At 38.5% G+C, this 23998-nt stretch carries 18 protein-coding genes; 8 read left to right on the forward strand and 10 right to left on the reverse strand.

What is annotated here, in order from left to right; all coding sequences use genetic code 11:
* Positions 1-89 precede the first annotated feature (89 nt).
* From ACFSKV_RS13165 to ACFSKV_RS13190, 6 genes are all read left to right on the forward strand, one after another.
* On the forward strand, positions 90-2252 hold the full coding sequence (locus tag ACFSKV_RS13165) for a glutamine synthetase III family protein (protein WP_380803528.1): 2163 nt from the start codon (positions 90-92) through the stop codon (positions 2250-2252).
* A 530-nt stretch (positions 2253-2782) separates the two neighbouring features.
* Positions 2783-5911 (forward strand): SusC/RagA family TonB-linked outer membrane protein, encoded by a 3129-nt coding sequence (locus tag ACFSKV_RS13170; RefSeq protein WP_380803531.1) that lies wholly within the window; start codon positions 2783-2785, stop codon positions 5909-5911.
* A gap of 29 nt (positions 5912-5940) precedes the next feature.
* On the forward strand, positions 5941-7509 hold the full coding sequence (locus tag ACFSKV_RS13175) for a SusD/RagB family nutrient-binding outer membrane lipoprotein (RefSeq protein WP_380803534.1): 1569 nt from the start codon (positions 5941-5943) through the stop codon (positions 7507-7509).
* A 91-nt stretch (positions 7510-7600) separates the two neighbouring features.
* Entirely contained in the window at positions 7601-8737 is a 1137-nt protein-coding gene (locus tag ACFSKV_RS13180) for a glycoside hydrolase family 18 protein (RefSeq protein WP_380803536.1), read from the forward strand.
* A gap of 74 nt (positions 8738-8811) precedes the next feature.
* Positions 8812-9831 (forward strand): LacI family DNA-binding transcriptional regulator, encoded by a 1020-nt coding sequence (locus ACFSKV_RS13185; protein ID WP_380803539.1) that lies wholly within the window; start codon positions 8812-8814, stop codon positions 9829-9831.
* Positions 9832-9977: 146 nt separating this feature from the next.
* Entirely contained in the window at positions 9978-10865 is an 888-nt protein-coding gene (locus ACFSKV_RS13190) for an ROK family protein (RefSeq protein WP_380803542.1), read from the forward strand.
* A gap of 51 nt (positions 10866-10916) precedes the next feature.
* On the opposite strand, the gene ACFSKV_RS13195 is transcribed toward ACFSKV_RS13190, so the two are convergent.
* The 10 genes from ACFSKV_RS13195 to ACFSKV_RS13240 form a co-directional block, all read right to left on the reverse strand.
* Complete coding sequence (locus ACFSKV_RS13195; RefSeq protein WP_380803543.1) at positions 10917-12266, reverse strand: vanadium-dependent haloperoxidase; 1350 nt, start codon at positions 12264-12266, stop codon at positions 10917-10919.
* A gap of 352 nt (positions 12267-12618) precedes the next feature.
* Positions 12619-13857 (reverse strand): ROK family protein, encoded by a 1239-nt coding sequence (locus ACFSKV_RS13200; protein WP_380803545.1) that lies wholly within the window; start codon positions 13855-13857, stop codon positions 12619-12621.
* A 205-nt stretch (positions 13858-14062) separates the two neighbouring features.
* Complete coding sequence (locus ACFSKV_RS13205) at positions 14063-15430, reverse strand: DUF6600 domain-containing protein (protein ID WP_380803546.1); 1368 nt, start codon at positions 15428-15430, stop codon at positions 14063-14065.
* Positions 15431-15756: 326 nt separating this feature from the next.
* Positions 15757-15927, reverse strand: coding sequence for a Lacal_2735 family protein (locus ACFSKV_RS13210; RefSeq protein ID WP_380803549.1), 171 nt, complete (start codon positions 15925-15927; stop codon positions 15757-15759).
* Between the two features lie 43 nt (positions 15928-15970).
* Complete coding sequence (locus ACFSKV_RS13215) at positions 15971-17563, reverse strand: toxin-antitoxin system YwqK family antitoxin (protein WP_380803551.1); 1593 nt, start codon at positions 17561-17563, stop codon at positions 15971-15973.
* 86 nt (positions 17564-17649) lie between these two features.
* Positions 17650-18213: a hypothetical protein gene (locus tag ACFSKV_RS13220; protein ID WP_380803554.1), complete on the reverse strand. Its 564-nt coding sequence runs from the start codon at positions 18211-18213 to the stop codon at positions 17650-17652.
* 11 nt (positions 18214-18224) lie between these two features.
* The gene (locus tag ACFSKV_RS13225) at positions 18225-19223 is read right to left on the reverse strand and encodes a 3-oxoacyl-ACP synthase III family protein (RefSeq protein ID WP_380803555.1); all 999 of its coding nucleotides are present in this window, start codon (positions 19221-19223) and stop codon (positions 18225-18227) included.
* Positions 19224-19364: 141 nt separating this feature from the next.
* Positions 19365-20267 (reverse strand): MBL fold metallo-hydrolase, encoded by a 903-nt coding sequence (locus ACFSKV_RS13230; RefSeq protein ID WP_380803558.1) that lies wholly within the window; start codon positions 20265-20267, stop codon positions 19365-19367.
* The gene (locus tag ACFSKV_RS13235) at positions 20264-20962 is read right to left on the reverse strand and encodes an SOS response-associated peptidase (RefSeq protein ID WP_380803561.1); all 699 of its coding nucleotides are present in this window, start codon (positions 20960-20962) and stop codon (positions 20264-20266) included. Before ACFSKV_RS13235 ends, ACFSKV_RS13230 begins: the two co-directional genes overlap by 4 nt.
* A gap of 22 nt (positions 20963-20984) precedes the next feature.
* The gene (locus ACFSKV_RS13240; protein WP_380803564.1) at positions 20985-21944 is read right to left on the reverse strand and encodes a YheT family hydrolase; all 960 of its coding nucleotides are present in this window, start codon (positions 21942-21944) and stop codon (positions 20985-20987) included.
* Positions 21945-22067: 123 nt separating this feature from the next.
* Between ACFSKV_RS13240 and ACFSKV_RS13245 the strand changes: the two genes are divergently transcribed.
* Positions 22068-23729, forward strand: coding sequence for a pyruvate dehydrogenase complex dihydrolipoamide acetyltransferase (locus tag ACFSKV_RS13245; protein WP_380803566.1), 1662 nt, complete (start codon positions 22068-22070; stop codon positions 23727-23729).
* Between the two features lie 15 nt (positions 23730-23744).
* On the forward strand, positions 23745-23972 hold the full coding sequence (locus ACFSKV_RS13250) for a hypothetical protein (protein WP_380803569.1): 228 nt from the start codon (positions 23745-23747) through the stop codon (positions 23970-23972).
* Positions 23973-23998: the final 26 nt, after the last annotated feature.

A 23998-nucleotide genomic window follows, 5' to 3' on the forward strand; every position in this document is an offset into this window, starting at 1 on the left:
AAAATAGGCTTAAAAATCAGGCATTTTCTTTTAATCTGATATTATTTCATATTTTTGTTGCTGTAATATTAAACCACATATTGTAGAAAATGGCAACTTTAAGACAAAAAGCACTTCTAATGGCGCAAGGAAGAAACCGGGTAGCGGTAACTCCACCTTCAAACAAGGTATCTGATTATTTCGGCACCTATGTTTTCGGCCTGAAGCAAATGAGGGAATCTTTGGCTCCTTCTGTATTTAAAAAGGTTATGGAAGCGATTGATAGAGGATCTAAAATTGATCCTGCAACCGCTGAGGAAATAGCTTCGGCTGTAAAAGTTTGGGCAATGTCCAAAGGGGTGACCCATTATACCCACTGGTTTCAGCCATTGACAGGTTCAACTGCCGAAAAGCATGATGCATTTTTTGATGCACATGCAGGTATTGAAAAATTCAAAGGTTCGGCCTTAGTACAGCAAGAGCCTGATGCATCATCTTTCCCACATGGGGGGATTAGGTCAACCTTCGAGGCCAGGGGATATACTGCCTGGGATCCATCTTCTCCGATTTTTATTTTCGATAAAACGCTTTGTATTCCTACGATATTTGTTTCCTATACAGGAGAGGCATTGGATTATAAAACACCGCTTCTTAAATCCATGGAAGCAATTAATGATGCCGCAGTGGCCATCTGCCAATTGTTTGATAGAAATGTTAGGAAAGTGACCCCATCCTTAGGGGTAGAGCAAGAATATTTTGTCATTGACAAAGCTTTGTTTGCTACAAGACCTGACCTAGTGATGTCTGGTAGAACTGTATTTGGTCACAACCCTGCCAGAGGCCAACAATTGGAAGATCATTATTTTGGTTCCATTCCTACCCGGGTGAAGGATTTCATGATGGATTTTGAAGTGGAGGCCCACAAATTGGGAATTCCTGTTTCCACAAGGCATAATGAAGTTGCCCCAAGTCAATTTGAGGTTGCACCGGTATTCGAAGAAATCAACAAGGCGATTGACCATAATCAATTGTTGATGGATCTGATGGACAAGGTTGCGGAGAAACATAACCTTAAAGTTCTTTTGCATGAAAAGCCTTTTGCAGGAGTTAACGGTAGTGGTAAACACAATAACTGGTCATTAATCACCGATACAGGCATCAACCTGTTCCAACCAAGTAATTCTGCAAGGGAGAATCTTCAGTTTTTAACATTTGTGGTGGCCACCGTGAAAGCCGTTTATGATTATGCGGATCTTCTCAGGGCAAGTATTGCTTCTGCAAGCAATGATTTCAGATTAGGTGCCAATGAAGCTCCTCCGGCCATCATGTCTGTTTTCCTAGGATCTACCCTTACCAGTGTATTGGATGAGTTGGAGAAAAACGGTAATGTTAAAATTGAGAAGGGGGACAATATGTATATGAAGTTGGGTATCTCTAAGATCCCGGAGATCATATTAGATAATACCGACAGAAACAGGACTTCACCTTTCGCATTTACTGGTAACAAATTCGAATTTAGAGCGGTAGGTTCAAGTGCAAACTCAGCCGGCCCAATGACTGTGTTGAATGTGATTGTTGCAGAGGTGTTAAGAAACCTTGCCAAAGAAATTGATAAGGAAATTGCTGCGGGTAAGGAAAAGAAAATCGCAATTGTCAATGTGCTGAGAAAGTATATCAAGGACAGTAAGAAAATCCGTTTTGAAGGTGATGGATATTCCGATGAATGGGCAAAAGAGGCTGAAAAGCGAGGTTTGTCCAATTTAAAGAGTACGCCTTTTGCTTTGGATGTTTACCATGATAAAAAGATAATTGAGATTTTTGGAAAGCACAATGTATTGTCTCCTGTTGAATTGCATGCCAGACATGAAATTATGTTAGAAAATTATATCAAGAAAGTTCAAATTGAATCCAGGGTAATGGGTGATTTGGCTTTGAATCATGTAATTCCAACTGCAATTCAGTATCAGAACAAACTGATTGAAAATGCCAATGGTCTCAAAGGTTTAAATTTAGATAATACAGCAGCAGTAGAAACCATCAAGGAAGTGAGCAAGCATCTTGAATCTTTAAAATTGAGTGTAAATGCGATGATTGACGCAAGAAGGAAACTCAATAAGGAAGAGGATGTAGCCAAAAGGGCAAAAGGATATTGCCTAGACGTCAAGGAAGCTTATTTTGATAAAATCCGTTATGCTGTTGATAAACTTGAACTTTTGGTTGATGATGAGTTTTGGCCTTTGGTTAAATATAGGGAAATGTTATTTATTAAATAATTAATTTAAATTTTAACTGTATTAAAACCCAAGCTGTTAAAGTTTGGGTTTTTTATTTCCGAATTTTTCAAGGAAGTAATGAAATGATTTTTGAAATTTTCCCGCTAAAACCAAAAATGGCAACCTTCTCTATAGATTGGAGGCTGAAATCCGAATGACTTTTTTGATTTTTGAGAAGAAGATAACAGTACTTTAATTAAAATATTAATAAGTTTAAGAAAGTATGGCATTTTTTTAAAAAATATTTACTAAATCGTTTTAATAACCAAAATATTTAATAAAAGGGCTGATACTTTTTTAAAAAAATATTAAGAATTATTTTTAAGATAATTTTTTTTTGATAAATTTACAGATATCAAGCCTATTATAAAAAATCTATTTTGTAGTATAAAAATTTGAGTTTTTGGATGATTTTAGAATTATTAATTGTAATTGATATAAAGAATTAGGTTAATCGAAATAATATTGACCTTTTATTTCCTTGGAACCCCAAACAAACAAAAATAAAGTAAACCTTTTAATTAATCCCTATGAACAAACTAGTACTAATTATGTTCGCGGTGGTCATGACTTTTGCTTTCCAGGTGGAAGTAATGGCACAGTCGCGGATTCTCTCCGGTAGAGTAGTAGATTCTTCAGGAGAGCCTATTCCGGGCGTAAACGTTCTGGATAAACAGGCAAACACAGGTACTACCACCGATCTTGATGGTAGATACAGTATTTCGGTAACCAACAACTCAGTGTTGGTATTTTCTTTTATAGGATTTACTGCCCAGGAAATCTTGGTTGGTAACAGAAGCGCATTGGATATCACCTTAGTTGAGGATCTTTCAGATCTTGAAGAAGTCGTAGTGGTTTCTTTCGGGATGGAAAAGGATAAGAAGGCTTTGGGTTATTCTGTAACTCAGATAGGTGGTGATAAATTCACGGAATCAAGAGCAGTAAATTTGGGGAATGCTCTCACTGGAAAAATTGCAGGTGTGAATGTTAGCCCTCCGGCAACTGGTGCTGGTGGTTCCACGAGGGTAGTAATCCGTGGCGGGTCTTCTCTTACAGGTAATGACCAACCGCTTTATGTGGTAAATGGTATGCCGATTGAAACCGGTAATTTGGGTAGTGCAGGTATGTGGGGAGGTAATGACGGAGGAGATGGACTTGCTTCTATTAACCCTGATGATATCGAAAGTATTTCTGTTCTTAAAGGTAATGCTGCAGCTGCTCTTTATGGTGCAAGGGCTGCTAACGGTGTAGTCTTGATCACTACCAAATCCGGCAAAGCAAGGAAAGGTATTGGTGTTGCGCTAAACAGTAATATTACCTTTGACAGAGCTTGGGATTTAACAGATTACCAAAGAACTTTTGGTCCTGGACGTGATGGAGTTATTCCAGCTACTGCGGGTGAAGCTTTAGAAGTTGGTATGTCACATTGGGGTGGAAGATATACCGGAGCAAATTCAGTTCAGTTTGACGGGGTTTCAAGACCCTATTCCCATACAGGAGAAGGAATCAATGATTTTTACAGGACAGGTCATACTTTGAACAATTCTGTCGCATTAAGCGGCGGTAATGAATCAGCTACTTACCGATTTGCTTATTCGAATCTTGAAAACAAGGACATCATGCCTAATGCAGGATTTAAAAGGCAGGTAGTCAATGTGAACATCAACAGTAAGTTAGGTAAAAAATTAACTTTGGATTTCAGTGGTCAGTATTCCAAGCAAAATGCTAAAAACAGGCCTAGACTTTCTGATTCCCCAGGTAATGCCAATTTCTCTGTTTTAAACAGGCCTGGAAACTTACCTTTTTCTGTAATCAAAGGAAATCCGGATAAATTTGGAGCTCAGGAAAATTTGACTGAATTAAGATATCAGCAGAACGTATTTCAAACCAACCCATACTGGGCTGCTTACCAGTTCTTCAGACAGGATGTCACAGACAGGGTATTGGGAAAAGTGTCTTTAAGGTATGATATCACTGATTGGTTGTATATCATGGGTAGGGCAGGTACCGATTACCAGGCAAGAACAGATGATTCTACTGAACCTTATGGAACTGCCTATAAACCCAGAGGTGATTACAATGTTTCTAAAAGAACAATCAGAGAAGATAACCTGGATTTGTTTATCGGAATGAACAAGCAATTTGGAGATTTTTCTGTAGATGCAATGATAGGTGGTAACAGGATGAGAAGATCCTTTGAGTCCGTTGGTGGAGGAGGAAATGACCTCGTTGTGCCATTCTTTATGAGTATTAGGAACGTAGCAGCTCCGCAGGTTTCCTATGGATTCAATGAGTGGGGAATCAATTCTATTTTCGGTTCAGCGAATTTTGGATATAAAAATTTCCTTTTCTTAAATGTCAGTGCTAGGCAAGATCAGTTTTCGACACTTTCCCCTGAAAACAGTAAACTGTTTTATCCATCCTTTGGTACAAGCTTTGTCCTGAGTGATGTTATTGAAATGCCTAAAGCCATTACATTTACTAAGTTCAGGGCTTCATGGGGTCAAACAGGTGGAGGTGCTCCAAATCCTTATGTTCTAAACCTAACTTATGGATTGGTTGGAAATGGCCACCTGGGAGGATTTTTGGGACAGATCAATAATGGTTCAATTCCAAATGCCAACCTGAAACCATACCTTTCCACCGAATATGAATTTGGTGCAGATTTGAGGTTTTTGGAAAACAAATTGGGATTGGATGTAGCCTACTATAACAGAAATACGACAAACGACATTTTGGCTACTGGAATTTCTGCAACCTCTGGTTTTGGATCTACCATTATAAATATTGGTGAATTGAGAAACCATGGTGTAGAAATCTTGTTGAATGTGGTTGCTGTTGAAAACAGAAACTTCAGGTGGGATTTTTCATTGAATTATGCCAATAACCAGAGTAAAGTATTGAGTTTGGGAACAAACGCAGCAGGAGATCCTATTGATTTTATCAACTTAGATGAGTCCAGGTTAAGAAGAGAAAGAATCAGGCATATTGTAGGTCAGCCTTTGGGAATGATTGCAGGTTTCAAACATAAAGAAATCAATGGTCAAAAAGTATATAACGCAGATGGTCTGCCAGTTTGGACAGATGGATTGGAAACTATTGCTGAAGGTAGACATCCTATTTCAGGAGGTCTTGCCAACAACCTTTCTTATAAAAACTTCAGGTTGATGATCTTGCTGGATATGCGTATGGGTGGAAGTCTGGTATCCGGTACCAACTACTTTGCTTATGCTAACGGTCTCCATAAAGAAACTGTGGCAGCGAGGGAAAATGGCTTGACCATCAGTGGTGTGGACACCAATGGAGAAGCAAGAACCTGGAACATTCCTGCAACCCCTGGGGATCCCAATAGTTACTTGATTGACAATTATTTTGCACAGTATGCAAATGTTACTGAAAACATTGTGTATGATGCTTCATTTGTTCAATTAAGGGAGTTCTCCTTAGGGTACACTTTCCCTAACAGCCTCCTGGCTAAAACGCCGTTTGAAAATGCATCTATTTCCTTGGTGGGCAGAAATTTGGCCCTTTTATGGTCAAATGTTCCAAATATCCATCCCGAATCCGCTTATACAGTCAGCGGTAACGCCCAGGGTTTGGAATTCTTTGCTATGCCTGTGACTAGGAACTTTGGATTCAATATTAATTTGAGCTTCTAAGGGATCTGATAAAATTAAATGAAAGAAAAATGAAAGCGATATATAAAATCACAGGTCTTTTGTTAGCAGCAACTCTTACATTCACTTCTTGTAATGAAGATGCGCTTTTGGACCTGAATACTGACCCCAATGCAGTATCTGATATGGACATGCAATACCTGTTTTCCTTGGCTACGCTTAGGATCGCAGGTGAGTATGAAAATACAAGAGCAAATATGCTTTATGCTGCAACGATGATACAACACTCCTCTTCTTTAGCAGGTTATTTTAGCGGTGATAAATATTTCTATAACGCCCAATACAGCGGTGCTTATATGGAAACACATTATACCGGAGTAATCAGGTTATTTTCTCATGTGATCGATAAAACTAAAGACAATCCTGCAGATGCGAATGTTAATGCTGCAGCTACAGTCTTGAGGATATTTGATTTGCATAGAATGACAGACTTGTATGGTGATGTCCCGTATTTTGAAGCAGGAAGAGGTCTTGAAGGTGAGGAGTTTTGGTTTCCCAAATACGACAATCAAAGGGATATTTACTATGATATGGTAGATCAGTTAAAAGCTGCCAGGGATAAATTCACTCCTTCTGCAAGGGGATTAGGTGCTCAGGACTTTTTATATGCAGGTGATCTTGATCAGTGGAGGAAATTCACCAATGCCTTGCTGATGAGGATAGCCATGAGGATGAGTAAAGTAGATGCAGCCAAAGCAAGAGAGGTATTTGTTGAAGCAAGCAATAACGGAACCTTTACATCAAATTTGGACAATGGTATTATCAACTTTACCACTGGACCAATTGGGGTGAACCGTAACGGTTTGAATGATGGCTACTGGAATACTTACAAATACTCTAGGGATTGTAAAATAAGTGAGACCTTTATTGATTGGATGAAAGCCAACAATGATCCAAGATTGATGATTGTATCCGGTGGCTTGGGTGACCCGGAGAATCCTTCCACCTGGAATACTGACCCAGCTGCCCAAAGAGGAATGCCTAACGGATACAATTCTTCCACTTTGAGGACTATCCTTACCCCTGATGAATTAGCTGAATTTGATGTGATCGGTAATAGAATGTATTCTATGCTTAACCTGAAGTATTTGGATTGGGAAGATCCTTATTACCTGATTACTTATTCGGAAGTGGAGCTGATGAGAGCTGAAGCAGCCGTTTTGGGTTGGATTACCTCTGATGCAAATGTTCACTTTACAAACGGGGTCCGTGGAGCAATCAATGCCTGGGTGGAATTTGATGCAGATTTTGCCAGAAGCCCTGCTGAAGTTGATGCTTATATTACCGGAAGGGGTTTTGCTGCTGCATCCACAGAAGATAAATTAAGGTTGATTGGAGAAGAATACTGGGCAGCTACCTGGTTGAATGACATCGAATCCTGGTCCAATTGGAGAAGAACAGGTTATCCTGAATTGACCCCAACCCAAGATCCTAACAGGTTTGAAGCTAATGAGATCCCAAGAAGATTGAGATATTGGGAGGCTGAAATTGGTGCCAATCCTGATAACTATGAGCAAGCCCGGGCCAGAATTGGCGGTGACCTGCTCATGACCAAAGTTTGGTGGGACGGAGGAAATTAATTTCCCATAATTGTTATATTTAAAGGAGGATTGATCAGTTTTATACTGAACATCCTCCTTTTTCTATTTATGACTCAATCAGCCTGATAAAATGAAACAAAGCATATCCCTTTTCCTGATAATAGTTCTCATATTTTTTTCTTGTGGTAAAGAAAAGAAAGATTCAGTTATTCCAGCTTCCAAAGAATATAAAGTAATTGGTTATATAGCCGGATGGAAAGGAGTTGATCCTGAAAGAATTCAAGCGGATAAATTGACCCATATCAATTATGCCTTTGCCAATGTTATCGATGGGGTGGTCATTGAGGGAGAGGGAAGGGCCGAACAGGACAAAGAGAATATTACTAAATTAAGGTCTTTGAAATCTATCAATCCAGATCTGAAAATATTGATTTCCATAGGCGGATGGACCTGGTCCAAAGGTTTTTCCGATGCAGTGCTGACAGAAGAGTCGAGAAAGAAATTCACTGAATCGGCAATTGATTATTTGATCCGGCATCAATTGGACGGACTGGATTTTGACTGGGAATATCCAGGATATCCTGGTGATGATAACCCCTACAGAGTGGAGGACAGGGAAAATTTTGTATTGATGCTAAAATCTGTCAGAGAAGCCTTGGATAGTTTAGGAAAAGTGAATAACACCTATTATCTAAGTACCATAGCTACTGGGGGATTTAAAGAGTATGTTGATGTTAATGATTTGGGAGAAGCACAGAAATACTTGGATTTCATCAATATCATGACCTATGATTTTACAGGGGTATTTAAACCCATGACCGGTCATCATACCAATTTATCAACTTCTGAGGTGGGTGGTAGATCTGCCGAAAATGCAGTAATTGATCATGTAGCTGCTGGAGTACCTGTTGAAAAATTGGTGATGGGCATAGCTTTTTATGGAAAGGCATGGAAATCAGTTAATCCCAAGGATAATGGTTTATCTCAACCTGCAACCGGATGGAGAAATTTTCCTTACAGAGAGATTGAGCTTTTTTTGGAAGATGATAACTATGCCAAAAAATGGGATTCCCTTTCCAATGCATCATATCTTTGGAATGAAAGAGATTCCATTTTTGTGACCTATGAAAGCCCTGCATCAATTCATGAAAAAATAGCGTTTATAAAAAATAAAGGTATGGGCGGAGTGATGTTTTGGGAATATCATGAAGATTCAGATTCACGGACCTTATTGAATGCTATTCATGATGAGATTAATAATCCATAATCATGGATAAATATCTATTAAAGAAACAAAAAAACAGGCATCTTGGTTTTTATTGTTTGAAGCAATTGTAAAAAATGGCCAAAAAGAAAACCTCCATAAAAGATATTGCTAAAGCGCTGGGAATTTCCATTACCACTGTTTCATTTATTTTGAACGGAAAAGCCAGGGAAAAAAGGATCAGTGAAGAATTGACCAGAAAGGTGCAGGATTATATTCAGGAAATAGGATATAAGCCAAGTCACCTAGCCCAAAGTTTGCGTTTGGGCAAATCCAAAGTGATTGTTTTTATGGTGGAAGATATTTCCAACAGCTTTTTTGCTTCAATTGCCAGGCTTATTGAAGAAAAAGCATATAAAAATGGCTATAAGATAATTTACTGTAGTACAGATAATGATTCGGAAAAGGCTAAAGAGCTAATCACCACTTTTAAAATGAGGAACGTGGACGGGTTTATCATTACACCTACCCCGAACTTGGATAATGCCATTTTGGAATTATTGGATGAAGGCCTGGCTGTGGTGCTTTTTGATAGATGGATCCCTGGAATCGACTGTAGTTATGTGGTTGTGGAGAATGAAATCAGTGCTTATGAGGCTACAAAGCATTTAATTCAAGGAGGATGTAATAATGTTGGTTTCGTTACGGTTGAGTCCTCCCAAACACAAATGGTGGATCGCCTGAAAGGATTTCAGCATGCAGTGAAGGAATCAAACACTAAACACTCAATTTTAGAAGTTAAATTTCATGCTATTGCAGAACAGGAAGCCTCAGAAAAAATACTGGAATTTTTAAAGAATCATGCTGATTTGGATGGACTCTTTTTTTCTACCAATTACCTGGCTTTCGAAGGACTTCAATCTTTGGCCCGTCTCCATAAACAGATTCCCAAAGATGTAAAAGTTGTATCCTTTGATGACCATTATTTTTTTAACCTTTATCAGCCTCAGATTTCGGCTATTGAACAACCTTTGGAATCGATAGCTGATAAATTGATGGAATCAATTTTACTTCAACTTGATGAAAATAGCCTTGGAAGAAAGTTTCAGAAAATCACTTTACCTAATGAGCTTCATGTAAGGCAATCTTCCAGGTAATGTATTTATCAAATAAATTTTTGAAAATTATTGATTTACTTTGAAAATAATTATTTTAGATAAATCCTTTTAGCATCAATTTCAGGGCTTTTACAGATCTAAAGTTGAATTCAAAAGTGATTATCTCCAAAACCTAGGACCCAAAAATGACCAGAAGAAGAATTGTCGCCGGAGATATTGGAGGTTCCCATATCACAATAGCTCTTTTTGAAGAAGATACCACAGGACTTCAATTGCTAGGAATTGAAAGGGAGAATATTGATTCTTTTGCTGATAAAGCTACCATACTGGATCACTGGGCATCACTCATTAAAAAAAGTTTGACTCCAAAGGATCCAGTTGTTGTTTCCCTTGCTATACCTGCACCTTTCGATTACATGGAAGGTATATGTTTGATTAAGGAGCAGGGAAAATATAGAAGTCTTTATGGGGTGAATGTTAAAAAGGAATTGAGCCAAAGGCTGGGTATTCCGGAAACTTCTATTAGATTCATAAATGATGCCCACGCATTTTTAATGGGAGAGTCATCTTATGGAATAGGAGTTGGGTCCGATTCTATTTTGGGAATTACATTGGGTTCCGGTCTTGGTTCAGCTTTAAAATCAGGATCTGTGGTAAAGGATGCCGAACTTTGGAGTGTTCCTTTCAAAGATGATATTGCAGAAAATTATCTTGGCACTCCATGGTTTGTAAAATGGGCAAAAGATGAATTTGAACTTGCTATTGAGGGGGTTAAGGAGTTTATTTCCCATCCAATTTTAAAAGGAAGGATAGATGAAGTCTTTGATATTTACTCCTCCCACTTGGCTGAATTTATCCAAAATCAATATGCAGTATTTCAAATGGACAAGGTGATTATAGGAGGAAATATTTCACTTTCATCCGGACTATTTTTGAATAAAACCATTAGGGATCTACATCAAAGAGGAGTGGATATTCCTATTGAGGTTTCAAGACTTGGAGAGAAAAGTGCTTTGTATGGAGCTGCTTCTTTGATCTTAGAGCCAACCCCAAATACATATAGTAATAGTTAACACAAAATCAACTAAGCATGGTTTTTATAAATTGTCTGAAAGGGTATCGGTTCATGGATTGATTCTTTTTAAAATATCTTGTCCTATTATTTTGCCCTGCTTGGTTCCTTCCTCGATGGCATCCCTGAAATGGATTCCACCATACAATCTTGAGATGGCTGCCTCTTCAGCTGCTTGATAAAATGAAGAAAAATGTCTTTCAGGAAGGCCAAAATACACTTCGGAAGTATCAATGAAATCAAAATTTTCTCCAAAGAAATCTGTGAGCAAGGTGGCACTCATTGAAGACACCACACTATGGCCACTGGTATATTCAGGAAAAGGAGGAGTTTGCAGCAATGGTCTCCAGTCTTGGTCTACATATTTGTTGATTGCAGATTCTGGTCGTATTCTATCTGAATCGTATTTTTCTTCCCAGCAACTAATAAAGGCATCATGTAGGCCCATCGACAACAGTCCATGAATAAATAGTGTTTCCTTCCAGTTCAGGTTTGCTTTTTTACTGGCTATCCCTGTTATTCCCACCCAGTGTCCTCCGGGAGAAATTTTTTTGATTCCGATTGCCATGTGGCCAGAATATTGGACCATAAATGGATTGCAATCCCAAAAATTGGCTATAAGTTTCGACTCCTCATCAAGATTTGAAGTCACCTGATACACTTCCTGCAATTGGTTGTAGAATGAACTTCCGGGCTCCAAGGAAAAAGGGGCAGGGGCTTTTGGTTTGTAGAGGGAAAGATTCTGTATAAAAAAAGGCGAAATCGTTCTCCACTCTGGTTCAATTGCCGCCATATAAGCAGGGGGTGTTGGATACCAATGACCTTCTTTATTTTTTGGGGAGTATCTTGTTAGCGTACTTAATCTGTTATAGTTATCATTTTTTGCAATGTTAAGGATCTTCTCTGCCACATATTTTGCAAAATTCAAGTTCTGATCTATTTGTTTTTTAGAAATCCACTTTGACTTAACAAAGAGATCCACTAATTTTTCTTGCTTACTGGAAAGTACATTTCCTGAAGGCATGATTTGCTTACCAACTTCCAACATGGCATAAATTGATACAAAATGGGGTTCAATATTTTCAGAATCAATTTGTACTTCAGGAAGAAAATGGTTTGATTTTGAAATCAAACTTTCTTCAATTGGACTTTTAGTTGCAAAAATCCATGCTGTTTGTGCTGCCAGGGTGCTGTAAGCGTAAAACCTTGCCGCTGCAGGAGGAGAAGCCACATCAGTTACCATGACTTCCGTGATAAAGAATAGGTTGTCAATAAAAATATCTGTTTCCGGTTTTTGCTTTTGGGCAAATAGAACATTACCAAAAAGTAAAAACAAGACTGAAATACCCCAACTCTTTTGAGAAAGCACTTTTGAATTCAATATAAAATTGGACCACTTCATTTTTATTATTTTTTTAGGACTTTATTTCGGAATGGATAATTTGCGAAATGCAAATATCCTGATTGGGAGGGGATTTGTAAAATTGATTTCACTTCGGTCAATAACTTTAATCCGGATTCCACTTGGGGGATAGAGGTGAAGTTATCATTTCCGGAATTACAAACATAAATATACAACAGCTCATTTCCATTTTTGTCCACTTATGTTGGAACTCGGTATTCTAGGTATTTTACCTTTTACTACTTCATAATTGCTGATATCTTTTAATTTGAAGTCACCTGAGATTCATGACAAAATATTTAGCTCTAAAATAGAGTTAATGGTGTTTCAATCCCAAGGACTTTCATCCTTTTTATTGGAGAACGTCTTCGAAAATTTTCTCATTCACTACAGCCACACCACCTAACAAACCAACCTCTTTTCCGAGTTTATATAAAGCCAATTCTGTGTTTTCCCTGGCTTTGGCCATACTGTAAATATTCAGAGCCTGCTGTATAGGAGTGATCAGGTATTGTTTTGCCTCTGCTACCGATCCACCTATAATAATAAGTTCTGGATTTAGAAGTTGTATAAGTATGGATATACCCCTACCTAAATCCAATCCTGCTTCTGAGAGAATGGTGATTGCTCTTTGATCTCCTGCGAGTGCGGCATCCACCACCAAGTAGGGTTCTACCTCTCCATTGTTTTCTTTGGCTAATCTGGCAAGAATGGATTCTTGATCATTTTCTATAGCTTCCTTGGCCATCCTGACGATTGCGGTACCGGAAGAAACAGATTCCAAGCACCCTTTTTTTCCACAACTACAGGTGATATCCCTGGATTCAAATATCGGAGAGTGACTAAACTCTCCCGCAAATCCGGATGCCCCCTGATAAATTTTCCCATCAATTAGAATCCCAAGCCCGATCCCCCAACCAATGAAAATTCCCAAAACATTCTTATATTGATCATTGTGACCGAATTTAAATTCGGCAAGTGTCATTGCCCTGGCGTCATTCTCAAGAAATACTTTTCGTTCAAGTCTTGATTCAAAATTTTCTACCAAACTTTTTTTACCAAACTTCAAATAGGTGTGGTTAATTCCATGGACTGAATCAATTAATCCTGGCATTGAAATTCCAACTGCAATTATTTTATGATCGGGCAATCCTGACTTTTGTTTATGTTCAATAATAAAATCACAGATTTTTTCGAAGGTTTCTTTTTCATTGTTCAGGGTTAATTTCAAAGTCTCTGCCTCTGTAATAGCCTTATTTGAACTATTATAAATGGCTGTTCTGATCCTAAACTTATTGATATCAACCGAGATCACATAAAAGGAGTCATCTGCCAACTTATATAGGTCTGGTTTCCTTCCCCCCTGAGACTCTGCCCTACCATGCTTTATTACCTCCCCTGAAGTCATTAGATCACCCAAAAGTGAATTGACTGTTGGTAAACTGATACCCACTTCAACACACATTTCTCCCGCAGTATTGTTCCCTTTTGTATAAAGATTTTTAATAAGTTTGAGCTTATTGATGTAGCTTTTCGTTTCTACTACACCTTCTATTTTTTCAAGGGCTTTTTTTGGGTTGATTAAATTCATCGATGGAGTTTTAAAAATTCAATTACGTAAATTTTTAAGGAATTACAAAAGAGCTTATTCAAAAAAATTTAAGAAGAAATTCAACTTAATTAAAATTGACAACAATTATTGCCTTATAAAGGCATTCTAAAAAAAGTTTTTTAAAATCCATAATTGAATTCTAATAACAGGTTAAAAAAAAGCGGGTCTTTTGACCCGCCTTTCTTTAATTGTTCCTTCCCCCTCTTTGGGAAGCTGTTGCTCTCGAGCTGGAGGAAGAATTTGATCTGCTGACCGTTCCCGAATTATTTCTGGAACTTGTTCCTGAAGAAGACCTCACTGCAGGGCTGGTTTTCCCTGATGCGGAACTGCTCCTTACTGAAGAATTATTCTGTTTTGTAGGTGAACTTCCCCTCATAGCATTATTGTTTTGCCTCGCCGGAGTTGAATTTCTAACAGCATCTTTCTTTTGTTGGGTGGCATTTGGACTTCTCCCCACTGAAGTGTTACTTTTCATATTGGAATTCTGCTTGTTTTGAGAACTTCCTCTCAATGCGGCATTTGCCTTTTGATTGGAACTGTTATTTGGTCTGGTTGCCTGGCTATTTTTATTGACAGAAGGTGCTGTTCGGTTTATATTTTCATTGTTTCTGTTATTATTGGGATTTGCATTTACCCTTGTATTATTTCTATTTTGAACTACAGGTCCATTGTTTCTGCCTTGTTCATTTCTGGATGGAGTTGCCTGAAATGATCTACCCGCTTGCGGTTGTGCATTTCTCCTTTGAACTGCAGACCTTTGGTTATATTCTTCTACAGTAAATGCCCTTGATGGCCTCACATTTTCCTGATTGCCCCTAGCATTAGAAATTTGTGGTCTATACACATTCACACTATTGTTTTGTACAATCGCCCTACCAGGTTTTGAGGAATTGTTAACTTGATAGACAGGAACTGATGTTCTTGTTACCCTTTCAATTTCCCTTCGGTTTGGACCAGTATAATAGGTAGTATTGTTATAAACGTAGGTATTGTTAATGAATGTGGTTCTGTTGTAAACATGAGTCACGTTATAATAAGGGACCATGTAACGGTGATAATATCCGGCCCTGAATCTTCTTTGAGGGATAAATACCCAATGTCTGGCAGGGATGTTGATATGGATACCTATATTCATGCCTGGGCCTAATGGAGCCCATCCATAATATCCTCCTCCGGTTCTCCAGCTGACCCAAGCAGGTCCCCACTCATAACCTGGAATCCAGGCCCAACCATAGTAATTGCTCCAATGCCATCTTCCATAATGGAAGGGGGCCCATCCCCAATCATAATGGGAAACCCAGGTATTTCCAAAGTTGGTCATTGTCCAATATCCATTGGTTACATAGGGCTGAAAGCCCTGCTCAACATAGGGAACCCATACATATCCATAAGTCGGGTCCATAACCCAATCTCCGTATGGGCTCAATTCATTATAGAAAACTTGAAATGAAACTCCAAAATTGGCGGGAGAAGCATGTGCCTTATTGGAAGAGGCCATACCCATGCCCAGCATAAGTATGATGCTCAGTAGATGTTTAGTTGCCTTTTTCATAACAGTACGGTTTAGTGCTTTTGTTAGTTATTACGGCAATTCATGAAATTTAGTTTTGATTAAAAATAAATTTTTAGAATAAAAAATTAGAAAAAACGTTTTAGCAAATTTTTATTTTTTATCAATTGGGGAAAAATACTTTAAATAATTAATAAGTACCAAAAAATATCATCCTGTTAAATTAGAATAATCATGTTTGAAAGAATGGTTTATAAAATATCGACTTGAAAAAATAAAACTTCAGATGCCAGAGGATTTCCAATTTTCTTATTTGAAAATATTTTTAGGGGCAAAGAAAAAGCCTGAGTTGATTTCAGGCTTTTCTTTTATTTTTTCAAAAGTGATTCAATTTTTTTTGCAATTTCCTCGGCTTCGGCCATCAGTTTATCTGATTCGCTTCGGTTACTGTGGGAAATTTTATGGGCTTTCTCTAAGAGTGATTTATATTTTTCCTGCAGTTTTTCTGATTCTGTTTTCTTTTTGAATAATCCAAGCATAGCATTTTTTTAAATAAAACAATTTATAGCCAGACTTGTTTTTTCAATTTTCAAATTTGAAAGGAATCTCGCTTCTCATTTCATCATCTTCTGTTACCATTTCATCGTTTTTGAAATTGATGATTTGCTCCAGCCTTCCATTGATGTTATAGTATCTCCATGAACCTTCTTTTTTCCCTTCGATCATATTACCTTCAGAGGCTTTATTTCCATTTTCATGATAATAAATCCATAAACCTTCGGGTTTGCCATCTTTGTAATTTCCTTCTGATTCTTTTTTTCCGGAGGTATAATAAGTAATCCGGGTACCGTTGCCATCCTTTAGTGTTCCTTTTTCCAATGTGCTGCTTCCATCAAAAGAATTATAATCACTCACGTTCATCAACCTGCCATTATTCCAGAATTCTTCCTGCGTCAATTGCTTATTGTCATAAAACAATCCCCAGACCCCATCTTCAAAACCAAGGAAATAACTGCCCACAGATTTCAGCTGACCACCGTCATAGTAGTAAAACCACTGTCCATTTTCCGATCCCAAAGTGTATTCACCCTCTGCTATAAGGATTCCAATTTTATTGAAATATTTCCAAAGTCCAGTTTTCACATCATTTCTATATTCTCCAATCGAATATAAGTTGCCTTCAGGAAAATAGCTTCTCCACAATCCGTCCTTCATCCCGTTTTTGTATTGGCCTGTAACTGACACTTTTCCATTCGAATGGTTTTCAATATAATCCCCCACAGGCAATCCCAGCTCGTAAGTCATTTTTTTGGACAGGGTTTTGTTTGGAAAATACTCTTCCCAAGTACCGACAGGAATGTCATTTTCATACTTTTCCACTCTTGCCAATCTTTTATTTTCATAATAAAAATTCCATTCCCCTGTTTTATTTCCATTTTGGTCATAGGTTTTTTCAGATTCTAAAGTCTTAGTTCCCGGGAAATAAGATACCCATTGCCCTACTTTCCTTCCATTATCATACATCCCCCTTTCCTGAATCATATTGGCGAAAGAAAATCTTGTAAATTGGCCATGAGGTTTATCATTTACATATTTGACATCTACCAATAATGTTCCATCAATAGCATATTCCTGATAAGCACCTTCCTGGATTCCATTTTCAAAGACCTGTATCATGGCTATTTCTCCATTATTATAAAAGGTCACCCATTTACCATGCTTTTTACCATTCAAATATTGACCTTCAACCTTGACTTGTCTTGGATTGAAAAAATCAGGTTGGTTTACCCGGCCATAATACTCTTTATAAGGTCCCACAGGAATACTGTCGGCAAATACCATATCCAATTTAAGGATACCAGAACTGTCATACTGTCTGTAAATTCCATTGAGACGGTTTTCCCTATACTCAGCTTCCACATTCCTGTTGCCGTTAGAGTAAAAGCTCACAGCAAATCCTTCTCTTCTTCCATTTTCAAAATTGATGGTTTGGATAAGTCTTCTTGTTTGTGGGTTTTCAAACTTCCACAGTCCCTCCATTAAACCGTTGTTCAGGATGCCTGTTCCTACCAAAGTAGAGTCTGAGTTATAAATTGAAACTACATTAGGGGTAACCTGTGCGCATATGGGATTAACAAGTGACAAGAGCAGCAAAAAGCTAAAAATATATTTCATAAATTGAATTTTCATTGTTACAAATAGAATACGAAATAACTGAACTCCGGTTCTAAATTAGCTTAATTTATGGAATTAAAGAAAGATTAAGTATGAATATCCAAAATCGACTGGATCATTTCTTTTAAAGCATTCAAAGTATCAGTTGGGTTCTCATAAACGGGAAGTTTTTTCCAGATTTGAACGTGTTTGGATTTCCTTAATTCCATTCCTAAATTTTTTGAATCCAATGTCTCACTTTCAATTATTGCCTTTTTATATTCATATGGCGTACTTGATTTGGAAAGGGAATATCCTTCAAAATGGATAGGTATTATTCTTTGAAAGGATTTAGCGGTATCAGAACCATAAGTAATAAAAATAAATAAGCCATATCCCCACCAGTTTAAAAGCCGGATATTAAAACCATGATTTAAATCAAAATCCCTAATTATATCCAAAACTTGGTAGGGCATGCCCTCTAATTGATTCCCTTTACTCACTTTACAGCCCTTGGCATTTGCAAAAAATGACTCAAGCGTTGTTTGGGGAAATGCATTGCAAAGCTCTGTAAAGAGCTGAAGGATAAGTTCAGTTTGTTGATTGAAATGTTCAAAAAAAGATTTTGAATTTTCCCAAAATGGAAAATCCAGTTTTGCGGTTTGATCCATTTGTTTAGGTCTTACCAATTGAGTAAAGCCGAAGCCCATGCAAATCCACTTCCAAAAGCTGCCAGACAAACCAGATCACCTTCTTTCAGTCTTCCCTGTTCCCATGCCTCACTTAAGGCAATTGGAATAGTCCCCGCTGTGGTGTTGCCCAGGTACATGATGTTGTTAAATACTTTTTCATCAGGCAGCCCAAGTTTATGCTGGATATAGTTGCTGATCCTGAGATTGGCCTGATGGGGGACAAGCAGGTCAATTTCTGATTTATCTTTTCCATTTGCATCCAAAGCTTCCTGTATTACTTCTGAAAATCTCACTACTGCATGTTTAAACACGGCATTTCCATTCATTTTCAACAAAAAATCGCCCCGGTCAATCATTTCTTTTGAGATTCTGACTTCAGTGCTACTGCTTGGGGCCAGACAATACAACTCCTCTGCATATTGGCCTTCCGAATGTAAATGCGTGGACAAAATACCTGGTTGGTCAGGTTCTACCACACTTACCACTGCTGCCCCGGCACCATCTGCAAAAATGACAGCACTGGATCTTCCTTCATCACTTTTGTCAAGAGCGGAAGATTGGATTTCAGCACCTACCACCAGGATGTTTTTATACATACCTGTTTTAATAAACTGGTCTGCGACAGAAAGGGCATATATAAAACCGGAGCAGGCATTTCTGATATCCAATGCTCCTATGTTGCCTACCCCCAATTCCCTTTGTAAAAGTACCCCATTTCCGGGAAGGAAATAATCAGGTGTGATGGTGGCAAAAATAATGAAGTCAATATCCATAGGGCTTAGACCGGCCCTTTCAATAGCTTTCCTCGAAGCCGCTGCTGACATACTGGTGACAGTGTCCTTTCCAGGAGTAAACCATCTCCTTTCATGGATTCCGGTTCTTTCAACAATCCAATCATTATTGGTATCCATAATCGTTGAAAGATATTCATTGGTTATGATTCTATCCGGCACATAATGTCCCACGCCGATTATTCTGGATTTTTTCATATAGTTGAAAGTTATATTGGGATTAACCTGTATGTTAAGTAATAGTATGCTATGCATACAAATATCCAATTTCCTTTTGGATTCCAAAAACAAATAAGTCCTATCTTCGGAAAATATTGGCCCGAAATATCTTTGAAAGGATTAAAGACGTCCCTGATCTTTCAGTTTCCAATATCTGTACAGACCTGCCACTGACATCCAACTTGGATTGGCATATTCATAAATTTGGATAAGTTCTTTCCCGCAACCTTCCCTTGCCAATTGTTTTTGGGTATAATCCATGAACAGTGGAATTACCTCTTTTTGGGCTTTATTTTCCTGATAAAATGGTTTGATCCAATTGGCCCAATCATCCAAAATATAGGAAAGAGCATCTAAATGTTCAGAGATGTCATTCACCACTCCAAAATGGGTAAGGTAAAGGGATTGGGGATTTGCAGCCTTAATTATGGCCAAGGATGTTTTCCAGGCTTGAATGTCAATATCAGGGGGTGGACATGGGGGCACCACCGGACCATTTTCGATTTTCACCCCGGCAACATCCCCGGTAAATATTTCATTTCCCAATTTCCATGCAATATGGTGACTGGCATGCCCTGGGGTATGGAGGGCCTTAATTTGGGTTTCTCCAAAAATTAAATTTTGTTCATGTTCTACAGCAATTAACTGTGATTCAGGTATGGGACTCATTTTGCCCCAAAGGCGATCCATCTCTTCCCCGTAAATTTGTTTGGCGGAATTCCAGAGCTTTTCAGGGGAAGCGAGATGGGGTAGTCCTACGGGATGTACATATATGGAAGCACCCAATTCGGCAAATTTCCAGGCAGCTCCTGCATGGTCAAAATGGATGTGGGTCAGAAGAACATGTTGGATATCCTTTGCCTGATAACCGATCTGTTGGATTCCTTTAATTAAATGTTCAAAAGTGCTTTCAGGTCCGGTTTCAATTAAAATCGGCCCAATGGAAGTTTCTACCAAAAAGCTGGCAATGGCTTCTTCTGTATTCAAAAACTCTAGATCAATAACATGGATTTTATCCATCATCCAAATAAGGTGTAATTACCAAACTGATCCATTGGGGAAGTTTTTCTGATGACCGCAGGACTGTCGTTCATCACACTGTTGACCAAAGGAGATACCGTATAACTCAGCATTTCATCCGTAGAATAGGTGCCCAACATTTTTTTCAATTCTTCCTCATTGCTGTATTTGTCAATCCATTTTTTCTCATCTTCCCTTTTCAAAATGACAGGCATCCGGTCATGGATTTCTGATACCAATGGATTGGGATTGGTGGTGAGGATCAAAAAAGTATGGTTGTTTTCCCCAAATTCATTTTCAAATTCCTCCCAAATACCTGCAAATGCAAAGGCTTCTCCATTTTCAAGGGTGAAATGGTAAGGTATTTTAGTTTTTTTTCCCAGCTTTTTCCATTCAAAAAAACCATCTGCAGGTACAAGGCAGCGCCTTCTTTGAAAGGATTGCCTGAAAGAAACCTTTTCATGTACACTTTCAGCCCTGGCATTGATAAATTTTTGTGAAACTGGTTTGTTTTTGGCAAAGTCAGGGGTAATCCCCCAATAGAAAAACGAAAAACCTTTGGGGCTGTCTGAAGTAATTACAGGAACAAGTTGGGTTGGGGCGATATTGTATCTTGGCTTGAAATCCCCGAGCATTTCTGCCTGGAACCTTTCCTCTAATTCAATTTTACTTTTGCTGAGTGAATATCTGCCACACATAAGGGTTACTGTTTTCGGAAAATTACTGATTGCCCGTGATAAATTCAAATGCCCTTTTCTCAGACCAATAAATATCCTCTTTCTTTCTGGGACTAAAACCTACATGACCTCCATATTTGGGAAAATCCATCCATACAGCATCCAATTTTCTTCCCAAAGAAATAGGGAAGCACTTATCGCTTAAGAAAGGATCATTCTGTGCATTAAGGATTAAGGTTGATATGTTGATGTTTTTCAAGAAATAAAGAGAAGAATTTTGTTCGTAATAATCATGTGCATCCCTGAAACCATGCAAGGGGCCTGTGTAATAGTCATCAAAATCCTGTAAGGTTTTTATTTTCCTTAAAATCCCAGTAGGGATTTCTTCCGGGAATTGCATGGATTTCCTGACAACTTTTTCTTTCAATGTTTTAAGAAAGCGTTTGGAATAGAGAATATTTTCTCCTGTAGAAATTTTCTCGCAAGAACTCTCCAGATGCAGGGGAACGGAGATGGCGACTCCCTTTTGGATTTTGGGATTTCTTTCCCTTTTCTCTCCTAAATATTTTAAAGTGAGGTTTCCTCCAAGGCTAAAACCTATTAAATATAAGGAATCATAATTCGGGGCGGCATGGTTAATAATGAAATCCAGGTCATAGGTGGCCCCTGAATGATAAAAAATAGGCTTTTTATTCAGCTCTTCGCTACAACCCCTATAATTCCAGTTGAGTACATCAAATCCATTTTGGAAGAAATGTTTCGCCATCCCGACCATGTATGGCCTTCGGCTGTTCCCCTCCAGGCCATGGCTGATAATGGTCAGGCTTTTTGAACCATTTTTGAGCCAATCGAGGTCCAAGAAGTCTCCATCTGGCGTAATAACTCTTTCTCTTTCAAATGGTAAAGCCAAGCTAGTTCTGAAAAGGCCGGGGATGATTGTCTGCAAATGACCATTGAAAAGCCATTTGGGATAATCATAATCAATCTTTTTGACTAAAGGCATTTTAAAACAAAATCAGTAGTTTAAGTATTTATAATCCTGAAAATACTACTATTAAATTTGAATAAAGATATTTTAACAACTATTTTTGAACTCCTTAAAATTTGACTAGGACAAAATTAAATTATGGCCGAAATAATTAGAATGCCTAAAATGAGCGATACCATGGAAGAAGGGGTGATCGCAGCGTGGTTGAAGAAAGTAGGAGATGTAGTAAAACCGGGAGACATTATAGCCGAGGTGGAAACAGACAAAGCCACCATGGAGCTGGAGTCTTATGAAGAAGGGGTTTTGTTGCACATTGGAGTTCAGCAAAAAGACGCTGTCCCTGTAAATGGAGTGATCGCCATCATTGGTGAAAAAGGTGAAAACATAGATGCATTGCTGAAAGAAATTGATGGGGGAGCTGCTCCTGCATCAAAACAGGAAGAAAAGGTTGCATCACCAAAAGAAGAGAAAAAAGAGGAGAAAAAGGAAGCTCCAGCATCTGAAAAAATCGATGTTTCCGGAATCAACGCAACTGTAATCACCATGCCTAAAATGAGTGATACGATGACAGAGGGAACCATTGCTTCCTGGCTGAAAAAGGTGGGTGATACTGTCAAATCAGGGGATATTATTGCGGAAGTGGAGACTGATAAAGCCACTATGGAACTGGAATCCTATGAAGACGGTACCTTATTATACATAGGTGTAGAAGCCGGAGATTCCGTTGAAATAGATGGTGTGATCGCTATCATAGGTGAAAAAGGAGCTGATTATGAGACTTTGTTGAAAGCGCATAAGAATAGTTCAGCTTCTTCAGCTGCACCTGCACCAGAAGCAAAGAAAGAAGAAAACGCTCCTGAAGCTCCTAAAGAGGAAGCGAAGGCTCCGGCACCTGTCAGTGCTGTTTCCATTTCATCATCTTCAGAAAATGGCAGGGTGAAAGCCTCCCCATTGGCCAAAAAGATGGCCTCTGAAAAAGGTATCGATATCGCTTTGGTAAAAGGAAGCGGAGAAGCAGGAAGGATCGTGAAAAGAGATGTGGAAAGCTTTGATCCTGCGGTTGCAAAAGCGGCTGCTGCACCTACCGCTATGGCAACTTCTGCCCCTGCAGTAGGTCAAGAATCCTACAGGGAGGAAAAAGTTTCCCAGATGCGTAAAGTGATTGCCAAGAGATTGGCAGAAAGCAAATTCACGGCACCGCACTTCTACCTGACCATGGAAATCAACATGGATAAGGCAATTGAGGCCAGAGCAAGCATGAATGAAATTTCACCGGTGAAGATTTCTTTCAATGACATGGTGATCAAAGCCGCAGCAGCTGCTCTGCGCCAACATCCGAAGGTGAATTCTTCCTGGTTAGGTGACAAAATAAGATACAATGACCATATCCATATCGGTATGGCCGTAGCAGTGGAGGAAGGTTTGTTGGTTCCTGTGATCCGTTTTGCAGACAGCAAGTCCTTGTCCCAGATTTCCAATGAGGCCAAAACTTTGGGAGGAAAAGCGAAAAACAAAGAATTACAGCCTAAGGATTGGGAAGGAAATACCTTTACTATTTCCAACTTGGGTATGTTTGGCATCGATGAATTTACTGCGATCATCAATCCTCCGGATGCCTGTATTTTGGCAGTTGGGGGTATCAAGGAAACAGTGATTGTAAAAAATGGTCAAATGAAGATTGGTAATGTGATGAAGGTAACCTTGTCCTGTGACCATAGGGTAGTGGATGGAGCAGTAGGTTCTGCCTTCTTACAGACCTTAAAAGGCCTATTGGAAGATCCTGTAAGAATTTTGATTTAATTTAAGCCTAGAAATATGCCAAAAAGTCCTGATCTGTCAGGACTTTTTGTTTTTAGTATGGTTATTGAAATAGGAAGAGGAGGGATATTTATAGATATTATAAGATATTGGGATATTAGCTTGCAGCGATATCGGAGAGGTATAGATTGGAATAATGTTGAAACTGGAGCTATTGCGGAAGTCCCGAGAGCAAAGCGATTCGGGATAAATGGAAATAGGGTAGAAACAAGGAGGCGATATTAATGGATATTAATTGATATTGGGATATT

It is taken from the genome of Shivajiella indica (assembly GCF_042683085.1).
Classification (GTDB): Bacteria; Bacteroidota; Bacteroidia; order Cytophagales; family Cyclobacteriaceae; genus Shivajiella; species Shivajiella indica.

Bases quoted from the DNA above. Each gene is read 5' to 3' on its own strand.
- ACFSKV_RS13165 (WP_380803528.1), top strand. From the start codon at position 90: ATGGCAACTTTAAGACAAAAAGCACTTCTAATGGCGCAAGGAAGAAAC.
- ACFSKV_RS13170 (WP_380803531.1), top strand. From the start codon at position 2,783: ATGAACAAACTAGTACTAATTATGTTCGCGGTGGTCATGACTTTTGCT.
- ACFSKV_RS13175 (WP_380803534.1), top strand. From the start codon at position 5,941: ATGAAAGCGATATATAAAATCACAGGTCTTTTGTTAGCAGCAACTCTT.
- ACFSKV_RS13180 (WP_380803536.1), top strand. From the start codon at position 7,601: ATGAAACAAAGCATATCCCTTTTCCTGATAATAGTTCTCATATTTTTT.
- ACFSKV_RS13185 (WP_380803539.1), top strand. From the start codon at position 8,812: ATGGCCAAAAAGAAAACCTCCATAAAAGATATTGCTAAAGCGCTGGGA.
- ACFSKV_RS13190 (WP_380803542.1), top strand. From the start codon at position 9,978: ATGACCAGAAGAAGAATTGTCGCCGGAGATATTGGAGGTTCCCATATC.
- ACFSKV_RS13195 (WP_380803543.1), bottom strand. From the start codon at position 12,266: ATGAAGTGGTCCAATTTTATATTGAATTCAAAAGTGCTTTCTCAAAAG.
- ACFSKV_RS13200 (WP_380803545.1), bottom strand. From the start codon at position 13,857: ATGAATTTAATCAACCCAAAAAAAGCCCTTGAAAAAATAGAAGGTGTA.
- ACFSKV_RS13205 (WP_380803546.1), bottom strand. From the start codon at position 15,430: ATGAAAAAGGCAACTAAACATCTACTGAGCATCATACTTATGCTGGGC.
- ACFSKV_RS13210 (WP_380803549.1), bottom strand. From the start codon at position 15,927: ATGCTTGGATTATTCAAAAAGAAAACAGAATCAGAAAAACTGCAGGAA.
- ACFSKV_RS13215 (WP_380803551.1), bottom strand. From the start codon at position 17,563: ATGAAATATATTTTTAGCTTTTTGCTGCTCTTGTCACTTGTTAATCCC.
- ACFSKV_RS13220 (WP_380803554.1), bottom strand. From the start codon at position 18,213: ATGGATCAAACCGCAAAACTGGATTTTCCATTTTGGGAAAATTCAAAA.
- ACFSKV_RS13225 (WP_380803555.1), bottom strand. From the start codon at position 19,223: ATGAAAAAATCCAGAATAATCGGCGTGGGACATTATGTGCCGGATAGA.
- ACFSKV_RS13230 (WP_380803558.1), bottom strand. From the start codon at position 20,267: ATGATGGATAAAATCCATGTTATTGATCTAGAGTTTTTGAATACAGAA.
- ACFSKV_RS13235 (WP_380803561.1), bottom strand. From the start codon at position 20,962: ATGTGTGGCAGATATTCACTCAGCAAAAGTAAAATTGAATTAGAGGAA.
- ACFSKV_RS13240 (WP_380803564.1), bottom strand. From the start codon at position 21,944: ATGCCTTTAGTCAAAAAGATTGATTATGATTATCCCAAATGGCTTTTC.
- ACFSKV_RS13245 (WP_380803566.1), top strand. From the start codon at position 22,068: ATGGCCGAAATAATTAGAATGCCTAAAATGAGCGATACCATGGAAGAA.
- ACFSKV_RS13250 (WP_380803569.1), top strand. From the start codon at position 23,745: ATGCCAAAAAGTCCTGATCTGTCAGGACTTTTTGTTTTTAGTATGGTT.